This window comes from Candidatus Aegiribacteria sp. (assembly GCA_021108435.1).
In the GTDB taxonomy this organism is placed as follows: Bacteria; Fermentibacterota; Fermentibacteria; order Fermentibacterales; family JCC-6; genus Aegiribacteria.
Window position 1 is genome coordinate 1 of sequence record JAIOQY010000026.1, and the last position, 18,709, is coordinate 18,709.

Consider the following 18,709-nt stretch of genomic DNA (forward strand, 5'->3'; position numbering starts at 1 on the left):
CTGTCAGAGCAACTGTCTCTATAAAAATCGGTCTTGTATCCTTTGTACTGAGTTCTACTATGAGAGAATCTCCAATCACTTGAAGTGTGACGGTAAATCGTTCAGATTGCTCTCCTGGGATCCATTCATGCACGCTGGATATATCGGTCAGAACAATGCCCGCAGGCATATTCGCTGTTATGGTTATGCCAGGAATTCCATTCTGTGTGTGCATAAAAGTGTGTTCGTACATGTTGAAGAAATACGCGGGTATCACGATAGAATCAGCAGTTTTCTCAATTCCGATAAGAGGGCTTTCCGTATTGAACCAGAGTAATCCCTGGTGAGTGTATGGCCGGGTTCCTCTGATGTTTATCTGTCTGTACAATTCTCCGAATTCCTCTGAAGCTGACAGATCTTCCGCAAGCGCAAAACCTGTTGGTTCGCCGGCAGCATTGAAACTGATAATATCAGGCTTTCTTTCCAGTATGTAGTCAGGGTTGCATACGTTATGCCCTAAAAGACCCTCCACTTCGCTTTCTCCCTGATTCATAGCCAGATACCTGTCATTCAGACCCAGCATATCCAGTGAGGGCAGTTCAGACCAGTAGGGTAGTGTTCCCGCGGCTGTAACCGCAAGAAGAGGCTCTTTTTCTTCAAAAGCCTCTTTTAGCACAAGGGCTATTACCTGTCCATCCCATTCCCATCGTTCTTCCCTGGCTGTACGGTTCCTCGAATTGGTGAACTGAAGAACGATAAAGAGAAGCAGTGCTGCTGAAGCCACCATTACGGTACTGAAAAATCTTCTAATCTTTATCTGCCGTAACTCTTCGATGCTGATGTAGGTAAAAAGAACTATCAGTGGAACGAAATGCCTGTACGCCGGGAAGCTGTCTCCCCCTATCAATATCAGATATATGATCCATAACAGTGCCATTGCTGCCGGCAGGAGGGTTCTCGTATGCTTTTTTCGAATGGCTATGACGGTTGCAGCCAAGGAAAAGAGTGACAGGGGGAAAAGAACGAATGTACCCAGAAGAACGTATTTCATACCGCAGAAGATGTAATGGACGGATGGGTGGATCTTGATCCTGGCTGTATTTGGAAGATAATCCCCGTAATAAGAGAGCCGGAAACCAAGCTGAAACAGAATAAACAGAGCTGGGAGCAGGGCAAGAAGAAAAGATTTTCTTCCATGGCCTGAAAAAAGCAGAACCAGGACAGCGGCAAATGTGAAAAGAACTCCGTCCGGTCTTGTTATACACAGAAAAGCAAGAGGGATGGAAGAGGTCAGGAATAGCATTGCACCCGCTTTCCGGCGGTCAATTATCCGCCATAACAAGGGAATAGAGAGTGCGACCAGAACAGCAACAAGCGGTTGTTCAAGACCTCCAATAGTCCAGACAGCAATTGGAGCAGATAGCACAGCGAAGAGCAGCACAACCATGTATACTCCGTAGCTGTTCTTTCTGTAAGTGAAGAGTACGCTGAAAATAAAACCGACCATGGAGAGAATTCCCAGCAGTCGAACTGTGACAACGCCATCAATTCCGACATATACACCAGCCGCTGTTAGAAGAACCCAGAGAAGATTGGAATATCCTTCTACTCTGGGACCATCTGTCCATGTCAATCCATTACCACTTGCCAGTCTCCGGGAATAGCGCATGGATATCAGGGCATCATCTGAGAGGAAAGGCATATAGATCAAAGCATTAAGAATCAGTATGGCTGTAAAAGCAAGAAAAATAACAGCAAACTGTTTTTTATCTGTCATTCATACCTTCCGGGTCCGGTACGAGCTGAGATTTGCTCACCAATCATTTACTGCTTACATTATCTTCACTCCACGAACATAATACCTGCAATGATCAAGCAGCGTCAAATTCCCTTTCCCATGCGGCATCCGCCTGGGCACCCAGGGGTCCACCATACTCATCTTGACTGGTAAACAAACGTTTACTATTTTAGAATTATGGAGGAGGCGGGAGCGTGGTGATCAGATATGATGAACCTGTCGAAATGATCAGTCATTTCACCGGAGGAACAGTGCGGCCGTGCCGTTTCAGATGGAATGGTCATGTGTACCATATCGCTTCGGTATCCTCAAAATGGGAAAGCCGCGACGGAGCTTATCCGCTTTTTCATTACGTTGTACGAACTGAAGGAGAGGATGTTTATGAAATTCATTTTGATACATCTGATCTTACCTGGACCCTTGATTTCCACTACTCCGAATAAATAGTGCCTGTCACTACCCGCACCATCTTTCACATCGACATGGACACCTACTTTGTATCGGTGGAGCGCCTTTCCTTTCCGTGGCTGAATGGAAAGCCGGTTATCGTCGGCGGCAGAACTCTCAGGTCCGTTGTAGCCTCATGCAGTTATGAGGCACGTGAAAAAGGTGTTAGTTCCGGGATGCCCATAGTGAGAGCTATGCGTCTGGCACCGGATGCTACCATCATTTCGGGAAGTCACGGAAGTTATACATCCTATACCAGGAAAATACTTCAGGTTCTGCTCTCATTCTCACCGATAGTTGATCCTGCCAGCATCGACGAGGCTTTCATGGATGTAACCGGGGTTGTTGGCAGCTCATCACCACGTGAACTGGCTCTGCGGATACAGAAGGCAATTCTGGACCGGACAGGGCTCTGGGCCAGTACAGGTATAGCGCATAACAGGTTTCTCGCGAAGATGGCTTCGAACAGGGCGAAACCAAAAGGGATTGTTGAACTGAAACCGGATGACATTACTGATTTTCCGGTTGGCAGAATCTGGGGTGTGGGCCCGGCAACACAGAGGCGGTTTTTAAGCCTTGGAATAGAAAGAATAAGGGATCTGCACAGATTCACGCGGCAGCAGCTCAGGGCGCTACTCGGAAAACAGGGCGACAGCCTCTATTATCTCTGCAGAGGAATCGATGATTCCCCTGTGGTTCCCGGCGATCTGGCTTCGCAGCCTTTATCCATAAGCAATGAGCATACCTTCAGTACAGATGTGCTGGAGCCGGAGGAGTACCTTCCGGTTCTTGCGCTGATGTGCCAGAAGGTGGCCCGCAGGGCACGGGATAAAGGGCTTGCCGGAAGCACAGTCACACTGAAGTACAGAATGAGCAATCTGCAGCGTCGGTCCAGGGCATATGCTCTTTCAGGGCAAACGGATAACGCAAGGATTCTTTACAGTGTTGTCGCTATGCTGGCCCGCTCCGCTGTACATTCCAGAATAAGGCTCATAGGCGTGTGTCTCGGTTCACTATCGCAGGAATCAGGGCATCAGCAGGAGATGTTCGGAGACAGGGGAAAAGTGATTGACAGCACGGTTGACAGCATACGTCACAAATTTGGAGAAAAATCTATCACAGGCTGTAGAACTATGATTGACTGCGGGGACTTGAAGAATATGATAGAAAGTCACTTGATCTGATCAGTTACCGTTCTATGGATGAAGGCGGCATTTGAGCAATACATCAGCACAAAGTGAAGTGGAAATAAGGCTGGGAACATCCGGATACAGCTTTACTGACTGGGTAGGACCCTTTTACCCACCCGGTACTTCGCGAGGGGGAATGCTTGACTGCTATTCTTCACGCTTTTCTACCGTTGAAGTCAACAGTACTTACTATCGTATAATGCATCCGAAGGTATCCTGGAACATGGTCAACAAAACCCCTGAGGGATTTGAATTTATTGTTAAGCTGCACTCAAGCATGACCCACTCAAGAGATGCGACGAAGGATCAGTGGATTGATTTCAATGCAATGCTGAAACCGTTTATTGAGGCTGATAAACTGTCCGGGCTTCTGGCGCAGTTTCCGTATTCCTTCAAACCATCTGATGAGGGTTTGCGATACATTGAGGAACTTAATGAAGAAACCAATGATATACCTCTTGCAGTCGAGTTCAGATACGATGAATGGTACAGGCAGGAAATCCTTGATAGTATCAGTGCTGAAGGAATTGCCCTGGTTACGGTGGATCTCCCTAAATTACCTCATCTTCCTCCGCCACAGGCCATAGGAGGAAAACCATTCGGTTATATAAGATTGCACGGCAGAAACGCGCGGCAATGGTGGAATGGCGGTCCGCTTAGGTATGATTACACGTACAGCAATGAAGAACTTAACGCATGGCTTCCTGTTATCAACAGGCTTGGCTCGGAATCAGGCAGGATATTTGTAATGTTCAATAACTGCCATTTCGGTCAGGCAGTGAAGGATGCCATCCGGATGGATGAATTATTCAAAGGAGATTAATGATGAAACTGATTTCTGCTTTTTTCTCGCTCGTAGTGGTAACATTCCTTATCGGCGCCGGATGCGGAACCACGGGACCGAACATTACGATAAATTTTCCGTTTTCCTTTCTTCAGGATGTGGATGTTTCCGGTATTCCGGAAGACTGCTGCTATTTAAAGAGCGGCGGTGACGGAGTTGCCGGTGCGGACAGCCTGTATTTCGTTGATTACGAGAATGGTTACTGCAGGGCTAAAGTCTATCTTCAGGGTTATCCGATAGAGGATGTTGGCGCAACTGCAGAGGGCGGCTATGCGCTGGCACTGTGCGGAAACCTTCTGTTCTACGTAAGTAATGATACATATGCAGTCCATGGCCCGATCCCTCTCTCTTCCTATGGCAGTTTCATTCTAACCAACCCTTCAGGGGGAGGCTGGCACCTTTATTCAGTAGGATCCAACGGAACCATAACAACCATCAATTCGCTTTCATGGGATGTAACAGCTGTGGATACGGTGTCCGGACTTATTGAGCCTGTAGCCGCAGTTATTACCGCGGATGGATCTTCAATATTCATCGCGGATGGTTACGATAACACCGTTAAAAAAATATCCACAGGCAGTCTCGGTACCGTCACCGCGGAATGCGAAGTAGCAGGCGGGATAAATGATCTCTACGCCGGTTCGGGCAATCTCATATATGTAGCGCCTGATTCCCTCAGTGAGATCTGGGGGATTGATACCGGAACCGGTCAGCACTACTCAACGTATTCTATATCTTCTCCCGCAGTGTCAGTAGCGGTTACTCCGGACGGTAATTACATATATGTTGGTTTTCAGGGCTACGGTGTAACCGTTATCAACGCTCAGAACCTTGATATTGAAGCATCTTCCCCCAGTTACGGTACACCATACGATATTTCGATTAATCCAAACGGTAACAGGGCAATACTCTGCACCAGCCTGGGCAAGATAATAACCCTCCAGAAGTAGGATGTGAAGATGAGTATGAGTACGGATCACCATGATCCCTTCGATATAAGTGACTGAAAGTATTGATCTAACCAGGGAACACGCTGTCCGGCTCAGTCTGGATTCACAGATGCTTCTTAACACTCCCGAGTTTCCGCAAGGAAGGGAGGGTGTTGCTCTCACCATTGAGAGACTGGGCTACATCCAGATAGATACCATCTCAGTGGTTCAGAGAGCGCATCACCACACCATCTGGACAAGATTTCCTAATTACGATCCGGAAATGCTCCATACGCTTCAGTCAGAAGATCGGAGAATATTCGAGTTCTGGGGGCATGCCGCATCCTATCTGCCCATGAAGGATTACAGATACTACCTGCCGCGAATGCGCAGCTTCAGCGATCCCAAGGATAAATGGGCAAAGCAGCGGCTGAAGAAGTGCGGTCACCTTATGGATGGTGTTCTTGACAGAATTCGAAATGAAGGACCTCTCGGATCGAAGGATTTCAAGTCGAATCCTGACGCTGAACCCGGTCAATGGTGGGACTGGAAGCCTGCCAAGATTGCCCTTGAACTTCTTTTCTGGCGGGGTGAACTCATGGTTACCGAACGTCGCAATTTTCATAGAATGTATGACCTTACGGAGAGAGTGCTTCCCGACAATATTGACACTTCCATGCCTTCTGACGAGGATCTCGGGCGCTTTCTGGTTCGCAGGGCACTCTCATCGTACGGAATTGCGACCGCGAAGGAAATAATAAACCATCTGCATGCAGCTTCCAGAGAAACTGTTCTGAATGCCGTTCAGGATCTGGTGGATGATAGTGTTGTTATCAGAGTGTCTGTCGAAAAAGAAGCCGGATATTACGCAATGTCGGATACCATTCAGAATTCGACATTATCTCAATGTACCGTGACCGGGGTATCCCTTCTATCTCCATTCGACAATCTCATCATCCAGCGGGACAGAACAAGCCGACTGTTCGGATTTGATTACACACTTGAATGTTACATGCCGAAAGAAAAGAGGAAACACGGATATTATGTCCTGCCGGTTCTCTGGGGTGACAGACTTATAGGCAGACTGGATCCGAAGGCTGACAGAAAAAACAGAAGGATGATCATCCGTAATCTGCGGTTTGAACCCGATTTTGTTGACTACGATGAATTCCTGATGCCATTTGCGCGGAAGCTTGTTGATTTTACCGCTTTTAACGGTTGCGATAAAATAGAGTTCAACATTGTAGCACCCCGCACCATAAGCTCATCACTGAAACAGTTTGTGCGTAAAGCGGAGAGAGAGAAAAGAGATGGATAATGCGGTACATGAAATAGCGAAAAGATTGAGAGGAATTGCGGAACCTGACAGGGCGGCGAAACACCAGAAGTTTTTCAAAACAGGAAAAGGAGAGTACGGAGAGGGAGATAAGTTCATTGGAGTAAGAGTTCCGCTGATAAGAAAACTCCTGAGGGAATTTCGAGGTCTTTCACTCGAAGAGATAAATACCCTGCTGTTCTCACCATGGCATGAAGAGAGGCTGTTTGCGCTTCTGATGATGGATGATTTGTTCAAGAGAGGTGATGGTAAACGAAAAGAAGAGATCTATAATCTTTTCATGAACAGCACTTCGCAGATAAACAACTGGGATCTGGTCGATTCATCCGCACCATACATCGCCGGAGCATGGCTGTTCGACAGGGACAGAACACCTCTATTTCGATTTGCTGAATCAGATAATCTATGGGAGAGAAGAATCGCCATAATTTCAACGCAGTATTTCATAAGAAGGAACGATTTCGCGGATACGCTCAGGATCGCGGAAATTCTTCTCGAAGACAGGGAAGATCTCATCCATAAAGCGGTTGGATGGATGCTGAGGGAAGTCGGCAATAGAAACATGCATACCGAAGAAAGATTCCTGAAGAAGCACTACAAACGAATGCCCCGGACGATGCTCAGGTACGCCATAGAGAAGTTCCCGGAAGAGAAACGGCAGATGTACCTGAAGGGTCTCATTTAAGCAACTGTGAGATAACTTGACATGACCTGCCACCATGGACATTGTGATCCTTCAATAATCTGAAGGGTTGCAATGACAAGATTCACTGTCAGATCCGACCTCTGCACAGGCTGCCTGAACTGCCAGACAGTCTGCTCTCTTCTGCACTCCGGAAAGCATGACCGGTCCGCATCAGCCATCAGGGTGAATCTGGAGCTGTTCTCTGGAAAACACTCCCATGTATTTTGCCGGCAGTGCGAAAACCCGGAATGCCGAAAAGCCTGCCAGGTGAATGCCATATACAAAGATCCGCACAGCGGAGCATGGAAGATAGACTACGATCTATGTACCAGGTGCGGCACATGTGTAGAAGCATGTTCCTACGGAGCAATGTTCTGGCATGAAACTGAGGAGAAGCCTTTGAAATGCGACCTATGCGGTGGAACACCGGCCTGTATTGAAGCCTGCGTTTTCAATGTCATAATCCCTGCAGAGGAAGAAGCATGAAATACGGCGGTTACGCGGGGAAAATCCTCAGAGTTAACCTGAGCACAGGAGTTATTGAACAGCAGGATACACGGGATTATCTGCCGGACTGGTACGGCGGAAGGGCAATGGCTGCAAGGATAGCATGGGACGAAATTCCTCCGGGTACCGGCGCCTTTGATCCCGAAAGCCCACTGATGATACTCACCGGTCCTCTTACCGGAACAGCGGCTCCCTTTTCAGGAAGGACGACCGTCTGCGGTATCTCATCCCAGGGATATCCGGAGGAGTGGTATTCCAGATCCTCCTTCGGAGGACACTGGGGTCCTGAGCTGAAACACGCCGGTTTTGACGGCATTGTAATCACCGGTAAAGCCCCCAGTCCGGTATTTCTGAAGATAGAGAACAGAATCTGCACAATCATGGATGCAGGAGAACTCTGGGGAACGGGAATCTACCTTACGCAGAAAAAGATTATGGAACAGTACGGAAAGGACTGGAGGGTGTTTGCCATCGGTCCCGCAGGAGAGAACAGAGTTCGTATAGCCATCGCCGCCACCGAAACTGAAAGCGCCTCAGGGCAGGGAGGCTACGGTGCGGTGATGGGCTCAAAGAATCTGAAGGCAATAGCAGTGCATGGAACCCTTCCTCTGACCGTAGCGGAACCGGAGAGGTTTCTTGAGGTTTGCAGGCTTGTCAGAAATGAAGCCCACGCATCTCACGGATGGCCTCACACACCGGAACTGAACATCGATAAAGTGAAAAAATACGGGCAGCGCTACCAGGCCTGTACTCAGGGCTGCTCGGTCAGGTGCTATGACGCCAGATTCTACACAACTGTTCCAGCGGTTCTGCAAAAGGGAAAAAGGCTTTCAGGACAGGTTGACTGCATTGCGGGCCTGTTTCCCGGGATTGAGGGAACCTTCTATGACTGGAAGCTTGGTTTTGAAGCGGGCTTTGAGATAGGACAGATAGCCAATGATGAAGGGCTCAACCACTGGGAGATTCTTGTAGGTCTTGTTCCTTGGCTCCGTTATCTAAGGAACGATGGTGAGATTGAAAAAATAGACGGGATGGAGATTGATCTGGACAGCCCTGAATTCTGGTCTTTTCTTCTAAGAGGAATATCGAGAAGGGAAGGAGAGTTCCGCTCCGCTCTATCGGAAGGAACGGTGAGGGCAAGTAAAATCCTGGGTATTGGCTGCGAAAGATTGAAACAGCTCTTCCCGGCCTGGGGGTACGCCGGTCACTGGGACGGTCACGGGGATAGAATAAACTTTGTCTTCTTCCCTTACTGGATAGTCAGCGCCATGCAGTGGGCGGTGGATACCAGGGACCCCATCTCAAGCGCTCATGGTTACGGACAGAACATCATGGGGTGGAGCAGAATATGTTCTCCCGAACACGGTCTTTCGTGGGACAGGATAAAAGAAGTTTCATCGAAGGTTTATGGATCGGAGAACTGTGCTGATCCTGAAAGCGCTTATGCGGGGAAAGCCTTCCCTGCCTACTGGCACGGTCAGAGATCCGTGATGAAGGATTCTCTCACTGTTGGCGACCAGGTTTTCCCGAGGATCTACTCAAGAAAAACGGAAGACAATTTTGCCAGGGCTGGAGATATGGATGGTCCCTCGTTTGAGCGACACATGTTCACCTCCCTCACAGGTATCCCATGGAGCGACAGAGACCTGAACCATGCTTCGGAAAGAGTGATTCAGCTTGAACGCGCACTGCTTGTAAGGAATTTCAACAGATCAAGATCTGATGACGAGTCGGTTATCCCGTACTATGAAAGAACAGAACAGCAGACAAACCCTCTTATTGGCCATACAGTGGCCATGAATGGAGACAAATTCAGAAAGGTGATGGACGAGTATTATCTCCTCAGAGGATGGGACAGGAAAATGGGAAGACCCTCTCTTGAAACCATGAAGAAGTTCAACCTTACTGAGGAAGCAAAACAGCTTGGAGACAGAATAGTTGAAAAAGATTGATCTCTTTGTCCCCGGCAGGCTTTGCCTGTTCGGAGAGCATTCCGACTGGGCCGGTGAATACAGAAAAACCGATATATCCGTAAAAACCGGCCGGTGTATCATAGCCGGAACCGATCAGGGTATTTACGGTACTGCTGAATCGGCAGCGACGGGATTTCATATTTCACAGATCCTCCCCGACGGGTCTCAGGGTCCCATGCATTCGTATCCTTCCGACCCGGAACTTCTTAGCAAGATAGCAGAATCTGCTGCATTTGATTCATACGCGGCGGGTACGGCAAGTGTCATTCTGAAGAACCATCCGAATCTCGGATTGAGACTGAGCATATACAGAAGAACCCTGCCCATGAAGAAGGGGCTTTCATCCTCAGCGGCAGTATGCGTTCTGACCGCCAGAGCATTCAACAGAATCAATTCTCTCGACCTGTCGATCGAAGACGAAATGGAACTGGCATACAGGGGAGAGCTTCTTACCGGTTCTCACTGCGGAAAGATGGATCAGGCCTGCGCTTACGGAGTCGACCCGGTTCTGCTTACCTTTGATGGAGACGAAATGACCGCCAGACCCCTTCAACCGGGAGGTTCACTGCATCTTCTTATCGTGGACCTGCAGGGCAGAAAGAACACTCGAAAAATTCTTAAAGATCTGAACTTCTCGTTCAGCAGCGGAAACAGAAAGATCATGAAAGCACTGGGCGGAGAAAACCACAGAATAACCGCAGAGGCATGCGATGCAATTGAAAGAGGAGACGGGAAGACCCTTGGAGAACTCATGATCGAAGCCCAGAGGGTTTTCGATGAGCTGGTGGCTCCGGCCTGCCCCTCAGAACTCAGATCTCCAAAACTTCATGAAATACTGAATAACAGAACCGCCAGGGTACTGACCTGGGGAGGAAAGGGAGTGGGCTCACAGGGAGACGGTACTGCTCAGTTCATCTGCAGGGGCGAGCGGGAAAGAGAAGAACTCAGAACAGCGCTGGAAGCTGAAACAGGAGTAGAGTGCTACTTCCTGACAATAAGAGAGACTGCATGTACTTCAGATAATGGTTAATTTATTCAGAAAAGCAATAATAGAATGTGTAATTCAGAAAGATACACTTACTATGCTCAGGTACGCCAGCGAGAAATTCCCCGAAGAGAAACGACAGATGTGCCTGAAGGGGCTTGTCTGAGTTTCGCAGATGCTTTCGCAGCTGCTCATAGGTAAATATTCATATTGTTAAAACAGAGAAAGCAAAATAAATTAAGGCTCATATTAAACATCATAATATGCTTTACGAAATATCCAAAATTCCATAAATAATTGTACATACTATTATTATGCCCTATTTATTATATTATTATTGAATAATATGCTACTTACAAGTACATATCGGATTCCCTATATCTTAAATATCTATTAGATGAAACCTAACAAAGGAGCTTGAAATGTACTTGAGATTTATCTTGTGTTTAATTGCTATTTTTATCAGTTTGAGTTGTAATAGTAATCCTACGGATACTTCATCTGGAGGTTCGATAGACATTTCGCATCCAAACAGTTCTACTGAGTGGGAGTATCAGGAAGCTGGGACATATGTTGAGTGGACAGGTGCTACTGGTTCAGAAGTGATGTTCGAGATATACAAAAATGGTACATATATGGGATTATATCATGGTTGGACTGATAACGACGGTTATGCAGGACGAACAGCACAGCTTGATGCATCCTGGACCGCAGGATCAGGATATCAACTCAAGGCAATTGATAGAAATGACAATTACGGCTGGAGCGATTCATTCAGCATTGTCGGGGGAGGCTCCGGAGGTTCGATAGACATTTCGCATCCAAACAGTTCTACTGAGTGGGAGTATCAGGAAGCTGGGACATATGTTGAGTGGACAGGTGCTACTGGTTCAGAAGTGATGTTCGAGATATACAAAAATGGTACATATATGGGATTATATCATGGTTGGACTGATAACGACGGTTATGCAGGACGAACAGCACAGCTTGATGCATCCTGGACCGCAGGATCAGGATATCAACTCAAGGCAATTGATAGAAATGACAATTACGGCTGGAGCGATTCATTCAGCATTGTTAATAATATTAGCCAGTAATACTAATATATTTGGAATTCCTTTGAAATTACAGAATATGAGCGACTCTGCAATTTCAGGTGGATTACCTTTCGATTACAAATTGATATAGTTAATCGGAAATAGAGCATTTCCAATACCAGTAATGTCTTATAAGTAATGAAGACAAATGTGCAATGGCTTTAGAGGCTATATGAAAAACTCAAATATCTTTAGTAAATTTCCAATATTAGTTTCAAAGAGTCCGCGATACTGAAAGTTAAGATCAGATTCCAGATGAACCGCGATTAATGCTTTTATCTGCATTGTGCAGATGTTCGAAGGTGCTTTCAGACTCATGATCAGTGAAAGAGCTTCCTCAATTTCTCGGCTGTAGAAATCCCTTTTTCCAGACAGAGTTGACTCAGTCTTTATTATGATTCCCGCATGCATTACAAGTGAGTGATACAACGGGGTGTCCTTGATGACAAGGAAAGTTTCTACAAAATTCATGGCATCCTCTATCGTTGAGAAGACCATATAAATCTTTCCTGATAGAAAGCCGCTATGAAGGATCCTAATGGAGTTCTCGTCACATAATATGAATACACTCTCTGCGAGGGTATTCAGAAGTGAAGCATTCCTTTCTTCTGATACCTCTGACATTCCTGTGCTTATCGCTACGATAGGTCTAACCATTGGTTCGTATATTCCAAGATTAGTATACGAGTATTCTTTTTCCGGGAGATATTTATACTGTTTTGCAGGCTTTTTTTGTTTCACAAGATCCGACAAAGGGATCTTCTCCGGAGTATATCCAAGTTTGCTGAATCGTGATACAACATAGCTGGTTCCGCCACTTCTACCAGTAGTCTGTCCGTCCCACACAACAATTGGAATAAGCTCGGCGTCATACGTTCTTTCGATGTCGAGAGCTGTGCCAAGCATAAAATCCGTACACAGTGTATATATGCCTTCTCCGTCACTCTCGAACCTGGAAGCAGAAGAAATTTCGATTCGATCAGCCTTATCAATCACACTTCTGAATCGATCCGTCCATTCCCTGCCGGCAGATTCAGCAAGCCTCTCCATGAAGTGGTTAACAGGTGATGGCAGTATGACATGAGTTTGCTTTCCCATCTCCTGAAGACACTCGTGAAAGAGAATATCTCCACCGTCAGCCGCCGATGCTATTCCAATATCGAGCCGCAGACTGCTGAGTTTCTTCCGCATCCGGATCTTAACACGATCGGATATTTCCTGTGGAAATCTCAGTTTCAGCTGGTCTGTATTATCAACTCTGTGACCTGCGAAAACTGCTACTCTCAACCTCGGTATACTGTTCATAATCTGATCTATCAGTTCATCGCCCGGTCTCAGGACATTGAGAAGCAGTTGAGAGTTTCTTCTTGTAGTTTTTATCCAGCCAAGATTGTTACTGATGTGACTCCTTGCGGCCTTGTACCATCTAATAGCTAAATTGAACTCACCCTTAACAAGATACGCCTCTCCAAGCGAAGCGGGGATCCAGAAAGTACTTGTAGTACCATGCCTGTTGTATTCATCCCAGCACTCTTTGATAACTTCATCAGCCAGTTTAATACTCAGTTCTCGCTCACCCGAAGTTAATGCAAGGGTAGCAGCGTTAATGGCGCTCCAGAAATTACCTCCGATCTCCCTGCTTCTCAGGTAGTTTGAAAAGGAATGTTTTAGTGCTTGCTCTGCATGAGCAGGATCTGAATCACTGAGTTCTATCCACTGTATTTTATAGAAACTGCCAAGAAGCGCATTCAATTCCGGATCCGGATTGCTTAACTTCTGCATGGATCTTTCCAGGCGATTGATAGCATCTTGATTCATTCCAAGTTTGGATGCACAACGTGAATAAAGTTTGGTAATTTCGATCTTTTCGACTCCGATATCAGTCAGAAGTTTTGAAACCAGATCATAGGCTTTCAGATATTCACCTCTACCTATCAGCTTCTGGATATAGGGGACTGTCATTTCCTTACTTATGTATTTTTCAGTATTAAGCATTGTTAGAATTACTCTGGAGTCCTGAGTATCAGGTTGTCATGATAGACCCTCCCATAGCTGTTGGACCGATCTCCAAGATAAATGGAGAGTGGACCCAGGTCGGGAGATAGACTGAGTTCCGTTGTATAAATATGAATACTATCGATATAGAAGGATGCGCGAAGATCCTGTTCGAGAACTATCTTGAATCTGTGCCAGGAGTCGAGGAATTCATTCCTGTGTACTAAAACATTGTATTCAAGAGAGCTTGAAGAAGCTCTCAGCGAAAAACCTATCTCCCCCTGCAGGTGAGGACATCCCCAGTTTGCTTCACCACAATAATTGTAACCCAGATATATTTCCGGTATTTCAGCGTTGGTAGGTCCATATTCCCCTTCATTAACCTGAGAAAGGCCGATACTACCGGATATCCAGGCTCCTCTGGGATTGGATGTTACATAGATGTCACATTCCAGAACCAGTCCTCCGGCATAATCAAAGCATTCTCGGGAGAACGCTCCGCTACTGTACATAGTGTCACCGTTGTTATCGAATGAGGGGGGAGGGAGGCCCATGGTGTCACAGAGTATCGGCAGAGGTTCACCGAAGAGTATCCAGTTATCGTCAAGTGATTCTGAGAAATCATCCGTGAATAGTATTTCAGCAAATGACTGATTGAGAGTTATGGATGAAAAGAGCATAATGAACAGTATGATTGATGAGGGAAACACGATAGATCGAGTTTTGTCTCTCAGAGTTACCATCTCCTCTTGAACACTCTTATGTTGTCGATGCGGTGTGGAACGGTTGATGAACTTCCCCATAGATAGACTTTGATCGAGTCAGCAGTATTTCCCGGGGAAGGAATACTGTTGAAGAGACTGTCATTCAGCCAGAATCTTACAGAGTCAGTACATGTTTCTATCATCATAAGCTGCGGTTCCGAGCGCTCAAGCCAGATGGATTCAGGTTCACATATTGACATCATCGTGCTATCCGTGGACCATGTTGAACAAACCTCTCGTAGCTGTTCATTGATACCTTCTGTATAGGTCCATCTAAGTTCACTGTCTGCAATTTTTCCCTGATCGGTCTGGAAGGCTCCTACATCCTTCAGGGTTATGCCAATCGCAAGCCAGTTGCAGCCTCCAGCGCCGGGTCTGTCCGGTACAGAAACTTCAGCTGATAATGATAATCCTGGCGCCAGGTGAAATGCTCTTCTCGAAATTAGCGCTACATTATTGGCATCAAGGGAGATATTGCCGTTAATCGTATCTGTAAGAAGCTCCGGCGCGTAGTTTCTGTTGTAACTCATGAGCCAGATGCTCTGATCGATGAATCCCCGTTCCCAGTCTTCAGTAAATACATCAAGCCCTAATACCGGTTGTTCCCTGAAGAAACCATCAGGAGTCAACTTAAGGATCCAAGCATCCGGTTGCCCATATCTCGTGGTTGAACCCGTTGCATAAATATGCCCGGTCTCATTTACTGAAATGCTGCTGAGATAATCGTTTCCACTCATGTCGATAACAGTCTGCCAGCGTATACCGCCATTTTCATCCAGTCTAAGCATCCATCCATCGAAGGTTCCGTCACCGAATGACTTGCTTGCACCTGAAACAAGAATGTCTCCATCCGTCAGGATCAGGATATCAGAAGCAACATCGTACATGTCACCACCGTAGGATTTTTCCCAGGTGAGTACTAGATCATCTGAGAATTTCATAATAGACAGATCTCCATTGCCTGCACCAAAGTGATCTTTTGTGAGCAGTACAAGAAAGCTTCCATCAGGCAGAATTGCTCCACAGCTTGCCTGCGCTCGTTTATCGCCGATAATTATCTGCTGGATCACTTCATTTGTAGAGGAAAGAAGCTCAATTCCGCTGGCACTGGATACATAGTCTTTGTAAATGTGTAGACGAGTACCGTCTTCAAGAAGAAGCAGATCCCAGCTTTCGCTTTCATGTGTGAGAGTATCCCAAAGCATATCTTCCCCTGAAGAGTTGAATGATATAAGATGGACAGCGCTGCACAGAGAAGTGTTCAGGTACCTCATTGTGAAGGAAAGAATGATAAGGCTATCCGAATCCCAGTTCATGGATCTGAGAATGGGTTGTACGGCTCCGGTCCAGTCAATCCACCATCGCTGTGTCCATACTTCCTCACCCATGCTGTTCAGCCTGACAGCTCTTATCGGAAATCCGGTATGCTCGAAATTAGCATATTCACCGAATGCTGTAATCACGCCACCATCTGAAGTAGGAAGAAGCATTGGTTTGTCCTCTCCGGAGAGAGAATCTGACCAGGACCACTGCAAGGTTGTGGTGCTGTCGAAACGCGCTACCCAGACCTCACTCCAGAACCCCCAGTCCCAGGTACCGGCAAGGAAGAAACCTCCATCAGGTCTTGTGTGAATGTCAGTCGCGTAATCCCATGAATCAGTACCTCCGACAACAAGATTGAGCAGATCGTCATATTCCTCAGGAGTTGAATTGCTGAAAGCAAGTATATATGTCAGAGCAGCCAGGATAAGGGTGGCACCGATTACACAGCTCCATATACGACCTTTATGTCTTTTCTGGATTTCAGGGGTGATTTCTTCGTCAATATTTGTGGAGTAGATGCCATTTATTGCAGCTGTTAACTTTCGGAGCATCTGTTTCCTGCTGCCGGTCGTATCCAGCCACTGGTGGGAATCTGAAAAGTATTTGATCCCACCTGAAATCTCGGAATTATCCAGATTGACTGGTATAATGGGAATTTTAAGGTTAGTTGCAATATCAAGCTCATTCCTTATCTGCCAGGATTTATTGACGTTACTGCTGAAAAGGAGTATTACCGCGGATGCACGAGATATGGCTTCGTAAATCGTTTCTGCCCAGTCAGCGCCTGCCGGTATATCCTTTGATGAAATCCAGCAGTGAATACTTCTGGATTCAAGATAGTTGACTATTTGATTAACCTGTTTTGAGTCCTGGCTGGAATGGCATATGAATACGAAATTATCCATAGTTTGTCGCTGTAGAAAGCTTTAATTCCCTCCCCCATAGTACATTTGAATAGCTATAATACACAAACCTACAGTAAATGATAATACTGAATTTCAAACCTGTTTTCTTCAGTTCACATCCCCCAGATACAGCGGTCCTTCGTACGTTCCGGACAAAAGCTCCGGCAGTATTTTCTTCAAGACAGAGGGATACAATTTAATCTCATCGAGCCTGTCGATTCGCACCCACTCCATTCCTGTCTGCCAGGCGTCCTGAAGGAGAGGTTTGCCAAGACGACGGTTTGGCCGGGCTTCGAACATGAACTCCGTCTGATGAGCATCCGCCTCCCATTGTGCAAATTCATGATTGGCTCCGATATAATCCCGAACAAGAAGGAGTTTTTCAACTGTTACTGTCCATCCTGTTTCTTCCAGAACTTCTCGTTTCAATGTCTCGTGCAGTGTTTCACCATGCTTCTGACCTCCGCCTGGAAGCAGATAGAAATCCCCCTGGTCATCGCTGTTAACCGTCAGCAGTATTCTTCCGTCTCGTACAACAATGGCTTTCGAGGAGTTGCGTTTCATGCCTGCACTTGAATCCGTCTCAAACATTGAAGGCATATCAGTAGTTAAGACCAATGGTCAGGTACAGCGACCAGATTTCCTGACCGAAAAAGAGAGATACCGCTGCTCCAAAAGCTAGGAAAGGACCAAATGGTATCGGAATTCTCTTGTTGCGTCCTGCTATCATGGCTGCAATTCCAGTCAGAGCTCCTGTTAGAAAAGCAATGAAGAGAGCTACTGCTGTAGCAGAAGGACCCAGAAAAGCTCCTATCATCGCAGCGAGTTTAATATCTCCCCAGCCCATGCCGCCCTGGAATTCGTCCGTTTCGTCTTCATATCCTTCCGGAGCGATAGCGTAACCAGGTTTCTTCTTCAGGATCTGTTTGCTGAGCTGTCTGATCAGGAGAAAAAGCAGAAAGGCCCCGAAAGCAGTACTGACAGAACGAAGAATTCCGATGCCTCCGGGAAGGATTGAGAATACAATTCCGGCAATCGCGCCTCCTATACTTACCGAATCCAGGATAATCCAGTGATCGATGTCCGTGAGAATCACACAGACAAGTAAAGACAGAAAGGCAGCGTCTCGGAAAAAGAGTATTCCTGCGCCGTATTTCAGCACAACACCCGCGAAGAGCAATCCTGTTATCAGCTCGACAAGCGCGTAGCGGATAGAGAAATGCCCGCCGCAGTTCCTGCACCTGCCTTTCAATATGAACCAGCTGAGAACCGGGATGTTATCGTACCACTTGATCATAACACCGCATGATGTACAGCTGCTGCGGGGATGAATTATGGATTCTCCCCTTGGAATTCTCCAGGCAACAACATTAAGAAAACTGCCTGTGATCATACCCAGAAGCAGAGCGAAAAATATCAGAACCGATTCTTCAAAACACATAATCTATTTTCCTGAAAAGAATACCAATTTGCAATAGAATTGCCATTTCTCTTATCTGGTAGTATAATTTCTCAACTTTGGTGCGGGGAGTAGTCGCAGAGAAACTACCGGGGTACAGGTTAGTAACTGCGGTTTGGTCAAATAATTATCGAGAGGAGCGTAATGAAATACGCACTTTGTATTGTTGCTCTTATAGCAACTCTTAGCTTTGCCGGATCCACTTTTGACGGTGGTTGTGCCGATACTTTCGGTATCAACGGTTATACAAAGGCATGGATTTACATGTTCGGTGCCGAGGATCATGACCCGGCGAACAGTTTCAGGGGCTACAACTGGACCAGCTTCACGGCCAGGCTCAATGACAATGTTTACGGTTGCGTAGGAACACAGTTCAACACCTATAACGGGAATTCCTCAATTCAGGTTTGTGACGCGTTCCTTAATATGGACATCGTCCCCGAGCTTTCCATAAAAGCCGGTCAGTTCAAGGTTCCTTTCGGCTGGGCATTCA

The 18,709-nt window shown here is 46.6% G+C and carries 17 protein-coding genes; 11 read left to right on the top strand and 6 right to left on the bottom strand.

Features of this window, described 5'->3' with window-relative positions:
• Nucleotides 1-1,756: hypothetical protein (locus K8R76_01460; protein ID MCD4846839.1), on the bottom strand; the 1,756-nt coding region annotated here is incomplete at its 3' end.
• A gap of 215 nt (nt 1,757-1,971) precedes the next feature.
• On the opposite strand from K8R76_01460, the gene K8R76_01465 reads away from it, so the two are divergent.
• The 10 genes from K8R76_01465 (at nt 1,972) to K8R76_01510 (ending at nt 11,770) form a co-directional block, all read left to right on the top strand.
• Nucleotides 1,972-2,220 carry a hypothetical protein gene (locus K8R76_01465; protein MCD4846840.1) on the top strand — a complete coding sequence of 83 codons (249 nt, stop codon included), beginning with the start codon at nt 1,972-1,974 and terminating at the stop codon, nt 2,218-2,220.
• A gap of 3 nt (nt 2,221-2,223) precedes the next feature.
• Nucleotides 2,224-3,408: a DNA polymerase IV gene (dinB, locus tag K8R76_01470; GenBank protein ID MCD4846841.1), complete on the top strand. Its 1,185-nt coding sequence runs from the start codon at nt 2,224-2,226 to the stop codon at nt 3,406-3,408.
• A 31-nt stretch (nt 3,409-3,439) separates the two neighbouring features.
• A complete protein-coding gene (locus K8R76_01475; protein ID MCD4846842.1) occupies nt 3,440-4,237 on the top strand; it encodes a DUF72 domain-containing protein in 798 nt (265 codons plus the stop codon).
• A complete protein-coding gene (locus tag K8R76_01480; protein MCD4846843.1) occupies nt 4,237-5,208 on the top strand; it encodes a hypothetical protein in 972 nt (323 codons plus the stop codon). Before K8R76_01475 ends, K8R76_01480 begins: the two co-directional genes overlap by 1 nt.
• 49 nt (nt 5,209-5,257) lie before the next feature.
• Nucleotides 5,258-6,505 carry a winged helix DNA-binding domain-containing protein gene (locus K8R76_01485; GenBank protein ID MCD4846844.1) on the top strand — a complete coding sequence of 416 codons (1,248 nt, stop codon included), beginning with the start codon at nt 5,258-5,260 and terminating at the stop codon, nt 6,503-6,505.
• The gene (locus tag K8R76_01490) at nt 6,498-7,208 is read left to right on the top strand and encodes a DNA alkylation repair protein (protein ID MCD4846845.1); all 711 of its coding nucleotides are present in this window, start codon (nt 6,498-6,500) and stop codon (nt 7,206-7,208) included. Before K8R76_01485 ends, K8R76_01490 begins: the two co-directional genes overlap by 8 nt.
• Before the next feature lie 72 nt (nt 7,209-7,280).
• On the top strand, nt 7,281-7,694 hold the full coding sequence (locus K8R76_01495) for a 4Fe-4S dicluster domain-containing protein (protein MCD4846846.1): 414 nt from the start codon (nt 7,281-7,283) through the stop codon (nt 7,692-7,694).
• The gene (locus tag K8R76_01500; GenBank protein MCD4846847.1) at nt 7,691-9,667 is read left to right on the top strand and encodes a hypothetical protein; all 1,977 of its coding nucleotides are present in this window, start codon (nt 7,691-7,693) and stop codon (nt 9,665-9,667) included. The genes K8R76_01495 and K8R76_01500 overlap by 4 nt, the downstream gene beginning before the upstream one ends.
• The gene (locus K8R76_01505) at nt 9,654-10,718 is read left to right on the top strand and encodes a GHMP kinase (protein ID MCD4846848.1); all 1,065 of its coding nucleotides are present in this window, start codon (nt 9,654-9,656) and stop codon (nt 10,716-10,718) included. Before K8R76_01500 ends, K8R76_01505 begins: the two co-directional genes overlap by 14 nt.
• A gap of 383 nt (nt 10,719-11,101) precedes the next feature.
• Nucleotides 11,102-11,770, top strand: coding sequence for a hypothetical protein (locus K8R76_01510; protein ID MCD4846849.1), 669 nt, complete (start codon nt 11,102-11,104; stop codon nt 11,768-11,770).
• Nucleotides 11,771-11,938: 168 nt separating this feature from the next.
• Here K8R76_01510 and K8R76_01515 read toward each other — a convergent pair whose 3' ends face one another.
• The 5 genes from K8R76_01515 to K8R76_01535 all read right to left on the bottom strand — a co-directional run bounded on the left by K8R76_01515 (nt 11,939) and on the right by K8R76_01535 (nt 18,198).
• Nucleotides 11,939-13,765 (bottom strand): DUF4071 domain-containing protein, encoded by a 1,827-nt coding sequence (locus tag K8R76_01515; GenBank protein MCD4846850.1) that lies wholly within the window; start codon nt 13,763-13,765, stop codon nt 11,939-11,941.
• A gap of 8 nt (nt 13,766-13,773) precedes the next feature.
• Nucleotides 13,774-14,508, bottom strand: a complete 735-nt coding sequence (locus K8R76_01520) for a hypothetical protein (GenBank protein ID MCD4846851.1) — start codon at nt 14,506-14,508, stop codon at nt 13,774-13,776.
• Nucleotides 14,502-16,757 carry a toll/interleukin-1 receptor domain-containing protein gene (locus tag K8R76_01525; GenBank protein ID MCD4846852.1) on the bottom strand — a complete coding sequence of 752 codons (2,256 nt, stop codon included), beginning with the start codon at nt 16,755-16,757 and terminating at the stop codon, nt 14,502-14,504. Before K8R76_01525 ends, K8R76_01520 begins: the two co-directional genes overlap by 7 nt.
• Before the next feature lie 108 nt (nt 16,758-16,865).
• Complete coding sequence (locus K8R76_01530; GenBank protein MCD4846853.1) at nt 16,866-17,321, bottom strand: NUDIX domain-containing protein; 456 nt, start codon at nt 17,319-17,321, stop codon at nt 16,866-16,868.
• A 37-nt stretch (nt 17,322-17,358) separates the two neighbouring features.
• Nucleotides 17,359-18,198, bottom strand: a complete 840-nt coding sequence (locus tag K8R76_01535) for a prepilin peptidase (protein ID MCD4846854.1) — start codon at nt 18,196-18,198, stop codon at nt 17,359-17,361.
• Nucleotides 18,199-18,360: 162 nt separating this feature from the next.
• Between K8R76_01535 and K8R76_01540 the strand changes: the two genes are divergently transcribed.
• On the top strand, nt 18,361-18,709 hold a 349-nt coding region (locus K8R76_01540), incomplete at its 3' end, for a hypothetical protein (protein ID MCD4846855.1).